This is a genomic window from Flavobacterium frigoris PS1 (genome assembly GCF_000252125.1).
In the GTDB taxonomy this organism is placed as follows: domain Bacteria; phylum Bacteroidota; class Bacteroidia; order Flavobacteriales; family Flavobacteriaceae; genus Flavobacterium; species Flavobacterium frigoris_A.
Window position 1 is genome coordinate 44,123 of record NZ_AHKF01000011.1, and the last position, 14,429, is coordinate 58,551.

Annotated in this window: 14 protein-coding genes; 1 reads left to right on the top strand and 13 read right to left on the bottom strand. The window is 35.3% G+C overall.

Annotation, left to right across the window (positions count from 1 at the left end; translation table 11 throughout):
* The 12 genes from HJ01_RS04185 to aspS form a co-directional block, all read right to left on the bottom strand.
* Nucleotides 1–513, bottom strand: a complete 513-nt coding sequence (locus HJ01_RS04185) for an NADH-quinone oxidoreductase subunit J (protein ID WP_007137056.1) — start codon at nucleotides 511–513, stop codon at nucleotides 1–3.
* Nucleotides 513–1,058 carry a NuoI/complex I 23 kDa subunit family protein gene (locus HJ01_RS04190; RefSeq protein ID WP_007137057.1) on the bottom strand — a complete coding sequence of 182 codons (546 nt, stop codon included), beginning with the start codon at nucleotides 1,056–1,058 and terminating at the stop codon, nucleotides 513–515. The genes HJ01_RS04185 and HJ01_RS04190 overlap by 1 nt, the downstream gene beginning before the upstream one ends.
* Nucleotides 1,059–1,170: 112 nt before the next feature.
* On the bottom strand, nucleotides 1,171–2,223 hold the full coding sequence (gene nuoH / locus HJ01_RS04195) for an NADH-quinone oxidoreductase subunit NuoH (RefSeq protein WP_007137058.1): 1,053 nt from the start codon (nucleotides 2,221–2,223) through the stop codon (nucleotides 1,171–1,173).
* Nucleotides 2,224–2,226: 3 nt separating this feature from the next.
* Nucleotides 2,227–3,276 (bottom strand): 2Fe-2S iron-sulfur cluster-binding protein, encoded by a 1,050-nt coding sequence (locus HJ01_RS04200; RefSeq protein WP_007137059.1) that lies wholly within the window; start codon nucleotides 3,274–3,276, stop codon nucleotides 2,227–2,229.
* A 148-nt stretch (nucleotides 3,277–3,424) separates the two neighbouring features.
* Nucleotides 3,425–4,792 carry an NADH-quinone oxidoreductase subunit NuoF gene (gene nuoF / locus HJ01_RS04205; RefSeq protein ID WP_007137060.1) on the bottom strand — a complete coding sequence of 456 codons (1,368 nt, stop codon included), beginning with the start codon at nucleotides 4,790–4,792 and terminating at the stop codon, nucleotides 3,425–3,427.
* Nucleotide 4,793: 1 nt separating this feature from the next.
* Complete coding sequence (gene nuoE / locus HJ01_RS04210) at nucleotides 4,794–5,324, bottom strand: complex I 24 kDa subunit family protein (RefSeq protein WP_007137061.1); 531 nt, start codon at nucleotides 5,322–5,324, stop codon at nucleotides 4,794–4,796.
* Between the two features lie 83 nt (nucleotides 5,325–5,407).
* Entirely contained in the window at nucleotides 5,408–6,646 is a 1,239-nt protein-coding gene (locus HJ01_RS04215; protein ID WP_007137062.1) for an NADH-quinone oxidoreductase subunit D, read from the bottom strand.
* Between the two features lie 32 nt (nucleotides 6,647–6,678).
* Nucleotides 6,679–7,200, bottom strand: coding sequence for an NADH-quinone oxidoreductase subunit C (locus HJ01_RS04220; RefSeq protein ID WP_007137063.1), 522 nt, complete (start codon nucleotides 7,198–7,200; stop codon nucleotides 6,679–6,681).
* A 4-nt stretch (nucleotides 7,201–7,204) separates the two neighbouring features.
* On the bottom strand, nucleotides 7,205–7,753 hold the full coding sequence (locus tag HJ01_RS04225) for an NADH-quinone oxidoreductase subunit B (RefSeq protein WP_007137064.1): 549 nt from the start codon (nucleotides 7,751–7,753) through the stop codon (nucleotides 7,205–7,207).
* A gap of 78 nt (nucleotides 7,754–7,831) precedes the next feature.
* Complete coding sequence (locus tag HJ01_RS04230) at nucleotides 7,832–8,197, bottom strand: NADH-quinone oxidoreductase subunit A (RefSeq protein WP_007137065.1); 366 nt, start codon at nucleotides 8,195–8,197, stop codon at nucleotides 7,832–7,834.
* A gap of 240 nt (nucleotides 8,198–8,437) precedes the next feature.
* The gene (locus tag HJ01_RS04235) at nucleotides 8,438–8,632 is read right to left on the bottom strand and encodes a cold-shock protein (protein WP_007137066.1); all 195 of its coding nucleotides are present in this window, start codon (nucleotides 8,630–8,632) and stop codon (nucleotides 8,438–8,440) included.
* A gap of 129 nt (nucleotides 8,633–8,761) precedes the next feature.
* Nucleotides 8,762–10,507, bottom strand: coding sequence for an aspartate--tRNA ligase (gene aspS / locus HJ01_RS04240; protein ID WP_007137068.1), 1,746 nt, complete (start codon nucleotides 10,505–10,507; stop codon nucleotides 8,762–8,764).
* Between the two features lie 231 nt (nucleotides 10,508–10,738).
* On the opposite strand from aspS, the gene HJ01_RS04245 reads away from it, so the two are divergent.
* Nucleotides 10,739–11,092: a toxin-antitoxin system YwqK family antitoxin gene (locus HJ01_RS04245; protein WP_007137070.1), complete on the top strand. Its 354-nt coding sequence runs from the start codon at nucleotides 10,739–10,741 to the stop codon at nucleotides 11,090–11,092.
* Nucleotides 11,093–11,244: 152 nt separating this feature from the next.
* Here HJ01_RS04245 and HJ01_RS04250 read toward each other — a convergent pair whose 3' ends face one another.
* Nucleotides 11,245–14,418: an efflux RND transporter permease subunit gene (locus HJ01_RS04250; protein WP_007137071.1), complete on the bottom strand. Its 3,174-nt coding sequence runs from the start codon at nucleotides 14,416–14,418 to the stop codon at nucleotides 11,245–11,247.
* Between the last annotated feature and the right edge of the window lie 11 nt (nucleotides 14,419–14,429).

The window sequence follows — 14,429 nt, forward strand, 5'->3', positions numbered from 1 at the left end:
TTATTTCTCTGTTTTTTCTTTTTTAGACAATAGAACAGTTCCAATCATTGCTACTAAAAGCAATATTGATGCAAATTCGAAAGGAACCATGTACTCATTCAATAGTACTTTTCCTAAAACTTTTATGGATTGATAGTCGTCACCTGTACTGATGTATTCTCCAACGATTGGTTTAGAGTTAATGAAAACGGTAAGCAATACCAAGCAAATCAAACAAAAGGAAACAATTGCTCCTAAGCGGGTGATTCTAGGTTTGTGAACTTCATTCTCTTTATTCAAATTCATCAACATGATGGTGAACAAAAACAAAATCATAATCGCTCCCGAGTATACAATAATATGAACTACGGCTAAAAACTGTGAGTTCAATAGTAAATAATGTCCTGCAATTGAGAAAAAACAAATGACAAGATAAAGTGCGCTATGAATTGGGTTTCTGCTAAAGATGGTCAAAAAAGCGGTTAACACAGTAACGGCAGCTAAAACACAAAAGATGATAAGTATAGTTGACATTAGTTGGTGTTTTTAAGTTGTGCATTTTGCATTGCGATATCTAAAGGCATGACTAATTTATCTTTTCCATAAATAAAATCTTCTCTGTCGTAACTTGAGGCAACTAATACTTTTGAAGTCGTCAAATAAATAGCGTCTTTTGGACAAGCTTCCTCGCACAATCCGCAAAAAATACAACGCAACATATTGATTTCATATATCGAAGCGTATTTTTCCTCACGGTACAAATGCTTTTCATCTGGTTTGCGTTCTTCGGCTTTCATCGTAATTGCTTCCGCAGGACACGATAAAGCACATAATCCACAAGCAGTACAGTTCTCTCTACCTTGCTCATCGCGTTTCAACATATGTTGTCCACGGTAAACTGGGCTCATTTCACGAACTTGCTCTGGATATTGAATTGTAACTTTTCTAGTGAATAAATGCTGAATTGTAATCATCAAACCTTTGACAATCGCAACAATGTACATTCTTTCCCAAAAGGTCATCTCTTTGTTAGAGACTAGTTTTTTTCTTCCCGATAAGGAGATGGCTTCTATTGACATTTTTTAATTTTTATTTAAAGCTTATTCCTGCTATTCGTTTCAATCTTTACTTTTTTAAAGAAAAAAAGTAAAGGATTTTCACTGCTATCAGGGCTAGGCATTTTTATGCTATTTAAAATCCTAAATAAATTGCTATTTCTGCTCTCAAAATCACAATTCCAGTGATAATGATATTGATGATAGATAATGGAATTAATATTCTCCAACCTAAATGCATCAATTGATCATATCTAAATCTTGGAATAGTCCATCGTACCCACATATAAAGGAAAATGAATCCACATATTTTGGCAAATAAAACAGCTATTCCTATTACGTTAGCAATATTAACTCCCCAGTTTTCTACTGCCGAACTCATTCCCGGATAGTTATAGCCTCCAAAGAACAAAACAGCTAAGATGGTAGATGAAATAAACATATTTGCATATTCAGCAAATAAATAGAATCCCATTTTCATCGATGAATATTCAGTGTGGTATCCACCAATAAGTTCTGTTTCACATTCCGCTAAATCAAAAGGTGTTCTATTGGTTTCAGCAAAAGCACAAATTAAGAAGATGAAAAAAGAAAGAGGTTGGTAAAATACATTCCAGTGCATTCCGGGTTGTTGTGCTGAGATTTCTCTCAAACTCAAAGTTCCCGTCATCATCAATAAAGCAATTATTGACAATCCCATTGCTACTTCGTAAGAAATCATTTGTGATGCAGCACGAACAGCTCCCATAAGAGAGAATTTGTTGTTTGACGCCCATCCACCAATCATGATTCCGTAAACACCTACTGACATAACACCAATAACATATAGTAAGGCAACATCAATATCAGTCGCTTGTAAAATAATATCTCTTCCAAAAAGGTGAAATCTATCTCCCCAAGGAATTACGGCGCTAGTCATCAATGCCGTACTCATGGCAATGGCTGGTCCTACGAAAAATAAAAATCTATTTGGAGTGTTAGGCTCAAATTCTTCTTTCGAAAATAATTTCAAACCATCGGCAAGAGGTTGTAATAGCCCACCTTTTCCCGCTCTGTTAGGTCCTATTCTGTCTTGAAGCCATGCCGCAACCTTACGTTCTGCAAGTGTTGAGTACATCGCCATAACCATTGTGATTGCAAACACAACTAGAATAATGACACTCTTTTCTATAATTATACTACTATCCATCTGCTAAAGATTACCATGTTTGAAATTATCCTCTTCTTCTTTATCCAATGGGATAGCGGGCATGCTTATTTTTTTACGGTCTTGTTCTCTACCTTTAAGAATTCCTTCTTCAGTAGCGATCTGCACCGTGTCTAGTTTTTGTGTATAATTGTTTTGATTGATTACCGAATCTTTATCAAATTCTCTTGGTCCTTCAATAACCCAGTCAGCTGGGTCTTTATGGTCAAAACGACATTCATTACAAATGAATTCTTCTACTTCATGGTAGATGTCTTTACGACCTGTAACTCTTTGAATTTCGTCTCCAAACATCCAAACAGTTGTTTTACCACAACATCCTGGAGTAGTGCACTCTCTATGAGCATCGTATGGCTTGTTGAACCAAACTCTTGATTTGAAACGGAAAGTTTTATCAGTTAATGCTCCTACTGGACATACATCAATCATATTTCCAGAGAATTCATTGTCGATCGCTTTTGAGATGCAAGTTGAAATGTTAGAGTGATCTCCTCTATCCATTACACCATGTACACGATTGTCTGTCAATTGATCAGCAACCATTACACAACGGTAGCAAAGAATACAACGGTTCATGTGTAATTGAATATTCGGACCTATGTTTTCTGGTTCAAATGTTCTTTTTTCTTCAATAAAACGGCTTTTAGCTTTTCCGTGTTCAAAACTTAAATCTTGCAAATCACATTCTCCCGCTTGGTCACAAACTGGACAATCTAAAGGGTGATTGATCAATAAGAACTCAGTTACAGATTCTCTTGCTTCTTTTACTCTGTCAGAAGATTTGCTGTTCACTTCCATCCCGTCCATGCATCCTGTTACACAAGAAGCCATCAGTTTTGGCATTGGTCTTGGATCTGCTTCACTTCCTTTAGCTACTTCAACTAAACAACAACGACATTTTCCACCGCTTCCTTTTAGTTTAGAATAATAGCACATTGCTGGGGGAACTGATTCTCCACCAATCATACGTGCCGCTTGCAAGATGGTTGTCCCTGCTTCAACTTCAATTTCTTGACCGTCTATTGTTACTTTCATTTATCTTTTTGTTTAAAGTTTCAGGTTTAAAGTTTAAAGTTGTTGGACTTTGACTAATAAATCGGAAAATTTAGATAATACTTTTTTTATTCTTTTGGCTTCATTCCTCTTTTAAAAAGATGTAAATGAAATTTTTTATTACTAAAAATTATACCGTTTGATTACCTACTAAATGCTTCACTTGAGCAAAAGGTTCAGTGACAAAATGGTTTCTATTTTTAATTTTTTCTGGAAAACGAACATGATATTCAAATTCATCTCTAAAATGACGAATAGCTGCTGCTACTGGCCATGAAGCTGCATCTCCTAATGGGCAAATTGTGTTTCCTTCAATTTTACTTTGAATACTCCAAAGCAAATCGATATCTTCTTCACGTCCTTGACCGTTTTCGATACGCCACAATACTTTTTCTAACCAGCCTGTTCCTTCACGACAAGGTGAACATTGTCCACAACTTTCATGGTGGTAAAAACGAGCAAAGTTCCAAGTGTTACGTACAATACATGAAGTGTCATTATAAACAATAAATCCTCCTGAACCTAACATCGATCCAGTTGCAAATCCACCATCACTCAAAGACTCATAAGTCATCAAACGATCTTCACCATTTGCGGTTTTATAAATCAAATCTGCTGGTAAAATTGGCACTGATGAACCACCAGGTACTAAAGCTTTCAAAGGTCTTTCAGAACTCATTCCGCCAAGATACTCGTCAGAATTCATGAATTCATAAACACTTAATCCCAATTCAATTTCATAAACGCCAGGATTTTTCACATGTCCTGAAGCCGAAATTAATTTGGTTCCTGTTGATCTTCCAATTCCTATTTTGGCGTATTCATCACCTGAATTGTTTACAATCCATGGTACTGAAGCAATTGTTTCTACATTATTTACCACTGTTGGGTTAGCCCACAATCCAGAAACTGCTGGAAATGGTGGCTTGATACGAGGATTACCTCTTTTTCCTTCCAATGATTCAATCAAAGCGGTTTCTTCACCACAGATGTAAGCACCGGCACCACAGTGAACATAAAGTTCTAAGTCGTAACCAGTTCCTAATATGTTCTTTCCTAACCAACCAGCTGCTTTCGCTTCGGCAATGGCTCTTTCAAGGATTTTGTAAACCCACATATATTCTCCACGAATGTAGATATAGGATAGATTTGCACCCAATGCAAAACTGGCAGTAATCATTCCTTCGATTAATAAATGAGGAATAAATTCCATCAAATAACGGTCTTTGAATGTTCCCGGTTCTGATTCATCAGCGTTGCAAACTAAATGTCTGGGTTTTCCTGATTTTTTATCAATAAAACTCCATTTCAATCCAGCAGGGAAACCAGCTCCACCACGACCGCGAAGTCCTGATTTTTTTACTTCTTCGACAACTTCGTCAGGAGTCATTGCTTTCATCGCTTTCTCTACAGATGCATAACCACCATTTTGGCGATATACCTCGTAGGTTTTGATACCTGGAACGTTTATTTTATCTAATAATATTTTTTTTGACATCTTATTTATCGTGTAATATTATTTTATCATCTCTACAATCAGCAATTAACTGATCAATTTTGTCTTCGGTAAGGTTCTCTTTGTAAAAATCGCCTAATTGCATCATCGGTGCGTAACCGCATGCTCCTAAACATTCTACTCCTTTGACCTCAAAAAGTCCGTCTGACGTTATCTCCCCTACTTTGACTCCTAGTTTTCCACAAGTATAATCCATCAAATCTTCAGTTCCTTTTAAACAACAAGGAGAAGTATGACAGAATTCAAACATGAATTTTCCAATAGGTCTTTGATTGTACATGGAGTAAAAAGAAACCACTTCGTAAACTTCAATCGGTAAGATTTCGAGTATTTCAGCTACTTTATCCATTAATTCCGCACTCAGCCAGTTTTCGTGGGCATCCTGTACTTCATGTAAAATGGGTAACAATGCTGATTTTTTCTTATCAGCAGGATAATGACTCATTAACTCATTGATACGGTTCATCAATGGTTGAGTCATGTTTATTTCTTGTTTGTAATTTGTACGTTCCATTTTTTATTATTTCAAATTTTGAATGATAAATTTTGAATGTTTGTAAGCATTCGTGATTTAAAATCCATCATTTATAATTTTATTTAAGCGTCTAATTCTCCTGCAATTACATTTAAACTTGATAAAATAACAATCGCATCAGATAGTAATGCTCCTTTTATCATTTCTGGATAGGCTTGGTAATAAATAAAACAAGGTCTTCTGAAATGCAATCTATATGGAGTACGACTTCCGTCTGTTACTAAATAAAATCCTAATTCTCCGTTTCCACCTTCAACAGGATGGTATATTTCTGCTACTGGAATAGGAACTTCTCCCATTACAATCTTGAAATGATAAATTAATGACTCCATGTTGGTGTACACATCTTCTTTTGGTGGAAGATAGTAGTCTGGAACATCTGCATGGAAATCATTTCCTTCTGGCATCTTTGCTAATGCTTGACGAATTATGCTTAAACTTTCCCAAACTTCGGCGTTACGAACGCAAAAACGATCGTAAGTATCTCCTGATTTTCCAACGGGAACTATAAAGTCAAAATCTTCGTATGAACTATATGGTTGTGATACACGTACGTCATAATCAACACCTGCAGCACGTAGGTTAGGTCCTGTGAAACCATAAGCCATGGCTTGTTCCGCAGAAATTGCTCCTACATTAACTGTTCTGTCAATGAAAATTCTGTTTCTTTCAAATAGGTTTTCAAATTCTTTCCAAGCTGCTGGAAATTCTTCTAAAAATACGTCTAGTTTTCTGAAAGCTTCTGGTGACCAGTCTCTTTCGAAACCACCAATTCTTCCCATATTAGTTGTCAAACGAGCACCACAAATTTCTTCGTAGATTTCGTATACTTTTTCTCTAAATTGGAAAACATAAAGGAAACCAGTATAAGCACCAGTATCAACCCCTAAAATAGAGTTACAAATAATATGATCCGTAATTCTTGCTAACTCCATTACAATAACTCTTAAGTATTGCGCGCGCTTAGGCACTTCAATATCCAACAGTTTTTCTAACGTCATCCACCATCCCATATTATTGATAGGGGAGGAGCAATAATTCATTCGATCTGTAAGTGGTGTAATTTGGTAAAAAGGGCGATTTTCAGCGATTTTTTCAAAAGCGCGGTGAATATAACCAATGGTTGGTTCCGCTTCTAAAATTCGTTCCCCATCCATCAACAAAATATTTTGAAAGATTCCGTGTGTAGCTGGGTGAGTAGGACCTAAATTTAGAATTGAAAGCTCGCTTCCATCTTCGTTTAGCTTCTCTTTTATTATTTTAGCATATCGATGCTCTGGTGGTAATAATAGTTCTGACATTTATAGAATGTGAAAAATTATATATTCTGTTTTTAGCAATTGTCTATTGTTCTACCGAAAAAACGGTCGTCTTTATCGGTTCTTCCACCATCTTCTAATGGGAATTCTTTACGCATTGGAAAAGAAATCATTTCATCCATATTCAAGATACGTTTCAATTGTGGATGACCAATAAAATCAACACCATAGAAATCGTAAGTTTCTCTTTCCATCCAATTGGAGCTTAAGAAAATATTTGATATCGTCTTGATTTCTGGTTTTTCACCACTAATAAAGGCCTTGATTTTTATACGTTTGTTTTCGTACCAATTGTGCAAATGATAAACGATTGCAAATTGTCTGTCGACTTCATTGTCTGGATAGTGAACACCGCACAAGTCAGTTAAAAAGTGAAAACGCAATATAGGGTCATTTTTTAGGAAAAGAATTACCGCCGTTATTTTGTCAGCAGCCACTTCAAATGAAAACACGTCTTTTTCTTGGTTAAAATGAAAAACATTTTCGCCAAACGTTTCCGTCAATTTGTCCTGAATTTCTATTGTTTCTAAAGCCATTTCGTTATTTTATATTATAAGAAGCCAATAATTCTTGGTATTCTGGAGAACTTCTTCTTCTTACAGATTCCGTTCTAACTAATTCTTGTAATTTCATTACACCATCTACTATCTGTTCTGGTCTTGGAGGACATCCAGGAACATAAACATCAACAGGGATAACTTTGTCTATTCCTTGTAAAACTGAATAGGTGTCAAAAATTCCTCCTGAAGAAGCACAAGCTCCAACAGCTATAACCCATCTTGGTTCAGCCATTTGTTCGTATACCTGACGTAAAATAGGTGCCATTTTTTTAGAAATGGTTCCCATTACCATTAACATGTCTGCCTGGCGTGGAGAAAAACTTACTCTCTCAGAACCAAAACGTGCCAAATCATAATGCGATGCCATAGTTGCCATAAATTCAATTCCGCAACATGATGTCGCAAAAGGCAATGGCCAAAGTGAGTTTGCACGAGCCATACCTACAACGTCATTCAGTTTTGTGGCGAAGAAACCTTCTCCTACAACACCTTCTGGTGGCTCAACCATTTTTATACTTGAATTGCTCATTTTTTTTATTTTGAATTATAAATTATAAATTTTGAATTAGAATGAAAATCATTGAAATTCAGCATTTAAAACTATTTTTTATTCCCACACTAAAGCTTTCTTTTTTATTATGTAGAAAAAACCCACCAATAGTAAAAGCATGAAAATGATCATTTTAACCATTCCTTCTATTCCCAATTCCTTGAAATTAACTGCCCAAGGATAAAGAAAGATCACTTCAACATCAAACAACACAAATAAGATGGCCACAAGGAAGTATTTCACAGAGAATGGAATACGTGCATTTCCTACAGATTCGATACCACACTCAAAGTTTTTACCTTTACTTTCTGAGGTTCTTTTTGGGCCTAATTTCCCTGAAACGATAATAGTTCCAACAACAAATCCTACAGCCAATAAAAACTGTAATAAAATAGGAATGTAACTTAATTGATCAGATTGCATAATTAAAGTGTTTTTCGTGCTAAAATAAGCCACAAAGATAGGTTTCAAGGAATTAAAACACAAGTGTAAATCGAAATATAGTTAGAGCGAAAATTAAATTTGCTTCTAATTTTTATTGATTATAGATAACGAATCTGAATTGACTTTTTTTATCAGTAATTTTGGGTATAACCAAAAAAAAACGTTTCGAAATAAATCGAAACGTTTTAAACATTCGTAGGCAAAAAAATAAATTTTTGCTTAGATAACTGCTACTTTCGCAGCAACTTTTCCTTTTCTTCCTTCTTCTTCTTCATAGCTAACTCTGTCACCTTCGCGTAATTCTTCCGCGTTGATTCCTGAAGCGTGAACAAAAATGTCTTTTCCTGTTTCTTCGTCTGTAATGAATCCGTAACCTTTTGACTCATTGAAAAATTTAACTGTACCTGTACGCATTGTAATAGTAATAATAATTTATAATGGGCAAATATAATATATAATCTAATACGAATCCTATCAATGTCAATTTTTTTATTAAAATAATTGATATTCAACGTTTTCCGGTTAATATATCCGACTAACTACTTAGCGTAATTGTATATGCAACTCTTTTAATTGAGTTTCGTCAATTGCTGATGGTGCATCTATCATTACGTCTCTTCCAGAATTGTTTTTTGGGAAAGCGATAAAGTCACGGATGGTTTCTTGTCCTCCTAAAATAGCGACTAATCTATCTAATCCAAAGGCTAGGCCGCCATGTGGCGGTGCACCAAACTGGAATGCATCCATTAAGAATCCAAATTGTGCTTTAGCTTCCTCTTCAGTGAATCCTAAATATTTAAACATTAATTGTTGTGTCGCCTTATCATGTATACGAATAGAGCCTCCACCAATTTCATTTCCATTCAATACCATGTCATATGCATTAGCGCGAACTTTACCTGGGTCAGTTTCTAATAAATGCATATCTTCTGGTTTAGGAGAAGTAAAAGGGTGGTGCATCGCATGGTAACGACCAGATTCCTCATCGAATTCTAATAATGGGAAATCAACTACCCATAATGGAGCAAATTCTGCTGGATTTCTCAATCCCAAACGAGTCGCTAATTCCATTCTTAAAGCGCTTAATTGCGCTCTTGTTTTATCTGCAGGACCTGAAAGTACAAAAATCATGTCTCCTGGTTTTGCAGCAGTTACTTTTGCCCAATTTGTTAAATCATCTTGGTTATAAAATTTATCTACTGATGATTTATAGGTTCCGTCTTCGTTGCATTTTACGTACACCATTCCGGAAGCACCTACTTGCGGACGCTTTACCCATTCGATTAATGCATCAATTTCTTTTCTTGTATAGTTTCCTCCGCCAGGAACAGCGATTCCAACTACTAATTCGGCTGCGTTGAATACTGGAAATGCTGCGTGTTTTGCAAATTCGTTTAATTCACCAAACTCCATTCCACAGCGGATGTCCGGTTTGTCGTTTCCATAGGTTTTCATTGCATGATCGTAAGTCATACGCGGAAATTTATCCACTTCGATACCTTTGATCTCTTTCAAAAGATGTCTAGTCAATCCTTCAAAAACATTTAAAATATCCTCTTGTTCCACGAAAGCCATTTCGCAATCGATTTGCGTGAATTCAGGTTGTCTGTCTGCACGTAAATCTTCATCACGGAAACATTTTACAATTTGGAAATATTTATCCATTCCACCTACCATCAATAATTGTTTGAAAGTTTGTGGTGATTGTGGCAATGCATAGAATTGTCCTTCATTCATTCTAGAAGGCACAACAAAATCTCTCGCTCCTTCTGGAGTTGATTTGATTAAATAAGGTGTTTCTACCTCGCAAAAATCCAAGTCAGATAGGTATTTACGTACTTCCATAGCTACCTTATGACGAAAAAGCAAGCTGTTTTTTACAGGATTTCTTCTTATATCTAGGTAACGGTATTTCATTCTGATGTCTTCACCACCATCCGTTTCATCTTCAATAGTAAAAGGGGGAGTTAAAGCAGCATTTAATATGGTTAGTTGTGTAACTAAAATTTCAATTTCTCCTGTAGCAATATTTTTGTTTTTTGCTTCACGCTCAATAACCGTTCCTTTAACTTGAATTACAAATTCACGTCCTAGTGTCTTTGCTTGTTCAAATACTGTTTTTTCGGTACGGCCTTCGTCGAAAATCAATTGTGTAATTCCGTAACGGTCTCTTAAATCGACCCAATTCATAAATCCTTTATCGCGAGACTTCTGAACCCAACCGGCCAAGGTTACTTCAGTATTTATATGTGAGGCGTTTAATTCGCCACAATTATGACTTCTATACATTACAAAAAATTTAAATTATTCCGTCTGTTGCCTCCTTTGGGCTTGGCTGCAAATTTAGAATTTATTATGAACAATGAATTGAGAAAAATGGTTTTTTAGTAGTGATAATTGAATATGTTTTGAATTCCCAATGTTAAGCTTTTATCTAATGTTATTAAATTGTTACCAAATTGTTTTTTAAATGTAAAATTATTTATATATTTGGAGAACAAACCATTAAAACTTTACAAGATGAAAAAATATATAGTTATCGGAGCAATGTTAATCTCGGGAATGATTTTTGCACAAAATACTGCTGTAAAACCTAAATTGGAAGCAGTTGGGGATTTAGTTAAGGCCACTTATGTACATGATAATGGCCAAGTGAAACAAGAAGGTTTTTATAAAAACGGGAAGCTGCAAGGACAATGGGTTTCTTATGATGTAAATGGAAATAAAACTGCTGTTGCAGAATATAATAAAGGAGAAAAAGTAGGCAAGTGGTTTTTCTGGAATGATTCCGTTCTAAGCGAGGTTGATTATTCAGATAATAGAGTTGCCTCAGTAAAAAACTGGAAAGAAAACGCAATCGTTACTGCAGATTAATTAGTGATACTTTATAATAAAAAAGGCTTCCGTAATTTACGGAAGCCTTTTTTATTGGGAATAAACTTATACTTATCAGATAATATTTTTTAAATAAAAAGCTGCCTATCTAAATAAAGGATAGGCAGCTTTTTGTATTTATATAGTTATAGTTAAAGTGTGTGTTCAGGATTAAATCCGTCCTCACTTAGCTCTTTATGGACATAATCGGCAACCATTTCTGCTTCATAATCTACTTTTTCTCCTTTGCTGAACTTAGCAATAATTTTCTCCATGATTTCATAAATCACAGGAACAACAATTAGAGTAAGGAAAAGTGAACTTATCAATCCACCAATAATTACCCAAGCCAAACCGTTTTTCCATTCAGCTCCAGCTCCAGATGCTAATGCAATTGGAAACATTCCAAAAACCATCGCAATAGTAGTCATTAAAATTGGACGAAGTCGCGCGTGATTTGCCTGAATTAATGCTGTTCGTATTGTTTCACCTGCAGCTCTTCGTTGGTTGGTATAATCGACTAGCATAATCGCATTTTTACAAACTAATCCAATTAACATAATGATACCAAGTATAGTAAATATGTTCAAAGTGTTGTTTGTAAGAGCTAAAGCTAATAAAGCTCCAATAAATGACAATGGAATGGCAAACAATACTACAAATGGGTGTGCAAAACTATCATACAATCCAACCATTATTAGGTAAACTAATATAATAGCGGCCAATAAGGCAATCCCTAATGTCCCGAATCCTTCACTTTGGTTCTCTTGATCTCCACCCCAAATGTAATTTACACCTATAGGTTTTTCCAATTTATCTATTTTTTCCTGCCATTGTGTAACAATTGTTCCTGAAGGAACACCTACATTTTGTCCTTGAACGGTTACCGACGCTGTTTTGTCTCTACGCTCTAATTGACTAGGACCAGAACCTTCAGTAATAGTCGCGAATTGTGACAATTTAATTTGTTGACCTGTATTATTAAGGAAAATCAGATTATTTACATCGGTGATGTTTTTTCTGTCAAAAGCATTATATTTAATGTTAATGTCATATTCATATTCACCAGCTCTAAATTTACCATCTGTATTACCGCTGTATGCAGTTTGCATAGTCATACCTACAGTTTGAAGGGTTAATCCTAATGAGCTCATTTTATCTCGATCTACTTGAACATTGATTTCAGGATTTCCATCCTCAACGGTCAATTTAATTTCAGTAGTACCTGGTATGGTGCGCAATTCGGCTTCCGCTAATTTGGCAAATTTCATAGCACTTTCCACCGAAGGTCCGGTAACAATTAATCCTAGAGTTGCATTATCTGCCGTTCCCAAAATACCTACGGGAACAGTTTTTACTTTGGCACCTATTAAAACATTCTCTAATTTACGTTTGATTTTTGCAGCATAAACAGAAGCACCATCGGTACGGTCTTTTTGTTCTATCATTTTTACATCAATTTCCGCTTTGTAAGCAGTCGCTTGTGAACCACCCATACCTTCACTGGTTTGTCCTACCGTTGTAATTTGGCTGTGAACATATTCCTGTGTTGCTAAAAAGGCTTCTGCTCTTTGAGTCATAAAGTTAGTTTGCTCTAATGAAGCATCTTTGGGCATTTCTATTTGAACTAGAAACTCACCACTATCTGAGGCAGCAAAAAACTCACCACCTATAAATCCTGCAGGAATAAGAGAGATAGAACTAAAAAACAGAACTAAGACAATTGCTAAAGTGGTTTTGTAGTGATCTAAACACCATGTTAATAAACCAGAGATCCAGTTAATGAATCGTGTTAAGTAACTTTCGAAACCAAGAATGATTCTTCCAAAAAGATTTTTACCTTCAATATGTTCTAGTTTTCCAAAACGAGAAGACAACCAAGGAATTATTGTGAAGGATGCTAATAAAGAGAATAAGGTAGAAATGATTACCGTTACACAAAACTGTGTAATAATATTAGAAACTAAACCAGAACTCATTGCAATTGGTAAAAATACCACCACAATTACTAGGGTGATCGAAGTAACTGTTCCCCCAATTTCGGCAGTTCCATCATAGGAAGCACGGATTCTACTTTTTCCCATTTCCATGTGACGGTAGATGTTTTCTAGCACCACAATTGCATCATCGACCAAAATACCAACCACAAGGGATAGTCCCAATAAACTCATTAAGTTTAAGGTATACCCTAAAAGATAAATTCCGATAAAAGTTGCAATTAATGAAGCAGGTATAGAAACCATTACAATCAATGAATTACGAATACTATGTAAGAAAAACAACATTACAAAAGCTACTAAGAAAACGGCAATCAATAAATCGTGGACCACAGAGTCCGCTGCTTCAAGAGTAAAAACGGTACTGTCTTTTGCAATTTCTAATTCTAATTGATTTATTTTATAGTCTTTTTCTAATTGTTTTATAGTTTTTATCAATTCCTCACTCACTGCTACAGCATTTGCATCAGATTGTTTTATTATTTGCACAATAATTGCGCTTTTTTGGTCTACACGAGAAATTTTCTCCGCAATTTTCTGTGTGTCTTGTACATCAGCAATATCTTTTAAACGAATTTCGATGCCGCTTTGTGATGAAACGACAAGATTCCTTAGTTCGCCAACATTTTTGTATTTTCCAGCAAGACGAATTAATATTTTTTGCTCACGTGTTTGGATGTTTCCAGTAGGGAAATCCAAGTTTGATGATAAAATAATTTGTTGTACTTGAGGAATTGAAAGGTTATACGCTTGCATCTTTGACGCATCAAGATTTACCTGAATTTCACGTTCTTGACCACCAATGATGTTTACTTGTGCTACTCCTGTAACACGAGATAAAACAGGAGCTATTTTTTTGTCAATTAAATCATAAAAAGCAGCTTCATCCATTTTTCCATTAGCACCAATAGTCATAATTGGTAAATCACTTAAGGAGAATTTTGAAAGTGATGGTGTTTTGGCATCATCAGGTAAGTCACTTATGATTGAATTTATTTTACGTTGCGCATCGTTCATTGAAAAGTCAACTTTGGCATTTGAGTTCAAAGTAATCGATACGATAGACAAGCTTTCGTATGATTTTGAATCAATCTTCTTGATGTTTTCTAAGGAAGCGATGGCATCTTCAATTTTTTTGGTAACTGTATTTTCAACTTCACTAGGGGACGCTCCTGGATATATTGTTGAAACAGTAATTACATTTTGTTCGAATTTTGGAATTAATTCGTAGCCTAATTGGCTATAACTAAATAGTCCACCAAGAGTCAGAATTGTAAATAATACAATCACTAACGAGGGACGTTTTATGGATATTTCTGCTAATTTCATATGTTTATTTG

Coding starts and splice junctions, on each gene's coding strand:
- nuoE (WP_007137061.1), bottom strand. CDS start 5,324: ATGGAACGTACAAATTACAAACAAGAAATAAACATGACTCAACCATTG.
- HJ01_RS04245 (WP_007137070.1), top strand. CDS start 10,739: ATGAAAAAATATATAGTTATCGGAGCAATGTTAATCTCGGGAATGATT.
- nuoH (WP_007137058.1), bottom strand. CDS start 2,223: ATGGATAGTAGTATAATTATAGAAAAGAGTGTCATTATTCTAGTTGTG.
- HJ01_RS04185 (WP_007137056.1), bottom strand. CDS start 513: ATGTCAACTATACTTATCATCTTTTGTGTTTTAGCTGCCGTTACTGTG.
- HJ01_RS04235 (WP_007137066.1), bottom strand. CDS start 8,632: ATGCGTACAGGTACAGTTAAATTTTTCAATGAGTCAAAAGGTTACGGA.
- HJ01_RS04215 (WP_007137062.1), bottom strand. CDS start 6,646: ATGTCAGAACTATTATTACCACCAGAGCATCGATATGCTAAAATAATA.
- HJ01_RS04225 (WP_007137064.1), bottom strand. CDS start 7,753: ATGAGCAATTCAAGTATAAAAATGGTTGAGCCACCAGAAGGTGTTGTA.
- HJ01_RS04200 (WP_007137059.1), bottom strand. CDS start 3,276: ATGAAAGTAACAATAGACGGTCAAGAAATTGAAGTTGAAGCAGGGACA.
- nuoF (WP_007137060.1), bottom strand. CDS start 4,792: ATGTCAAAAAAAATATTATTAGATAAAATAAACGTTCCAGGTATCAAA.
- HJ01_RS04220 (WP_007137063.1), bottom strand. CDS start 7,200: ATGGCTTTAGAAACAATAGAAATTCAGGACAAATTGACGGAAACGTTT.
- HJ01_RS04230 (WP_007137065.1), bottom strand. CDS start 8,197: ATGCAATCTGATCAATTAAGTTACATTCCTATTTTATTACAGTTTTTA.
- HJ01_RS04250 (WP_007137071.1), bottom strand. CDS start 14,418: ATGAAATTAGCAGAAATATCCATAAAACGTCCCTCGTTAGTGATTGTA.
- aspS (WP_007137068.1), bottom strand. CDS start 10,507: ATGTATAGAAGTCATAATTGTGGCGAATTAAACGCCTCACATATAAAT.
- HJ01_RS04190 (WP_007137057.1), bottom strand. CDS start 1,058: ATGTCAATAGAAGCCATCTCCTTATCGGGAAGAAAAAAACTAGTCTCT.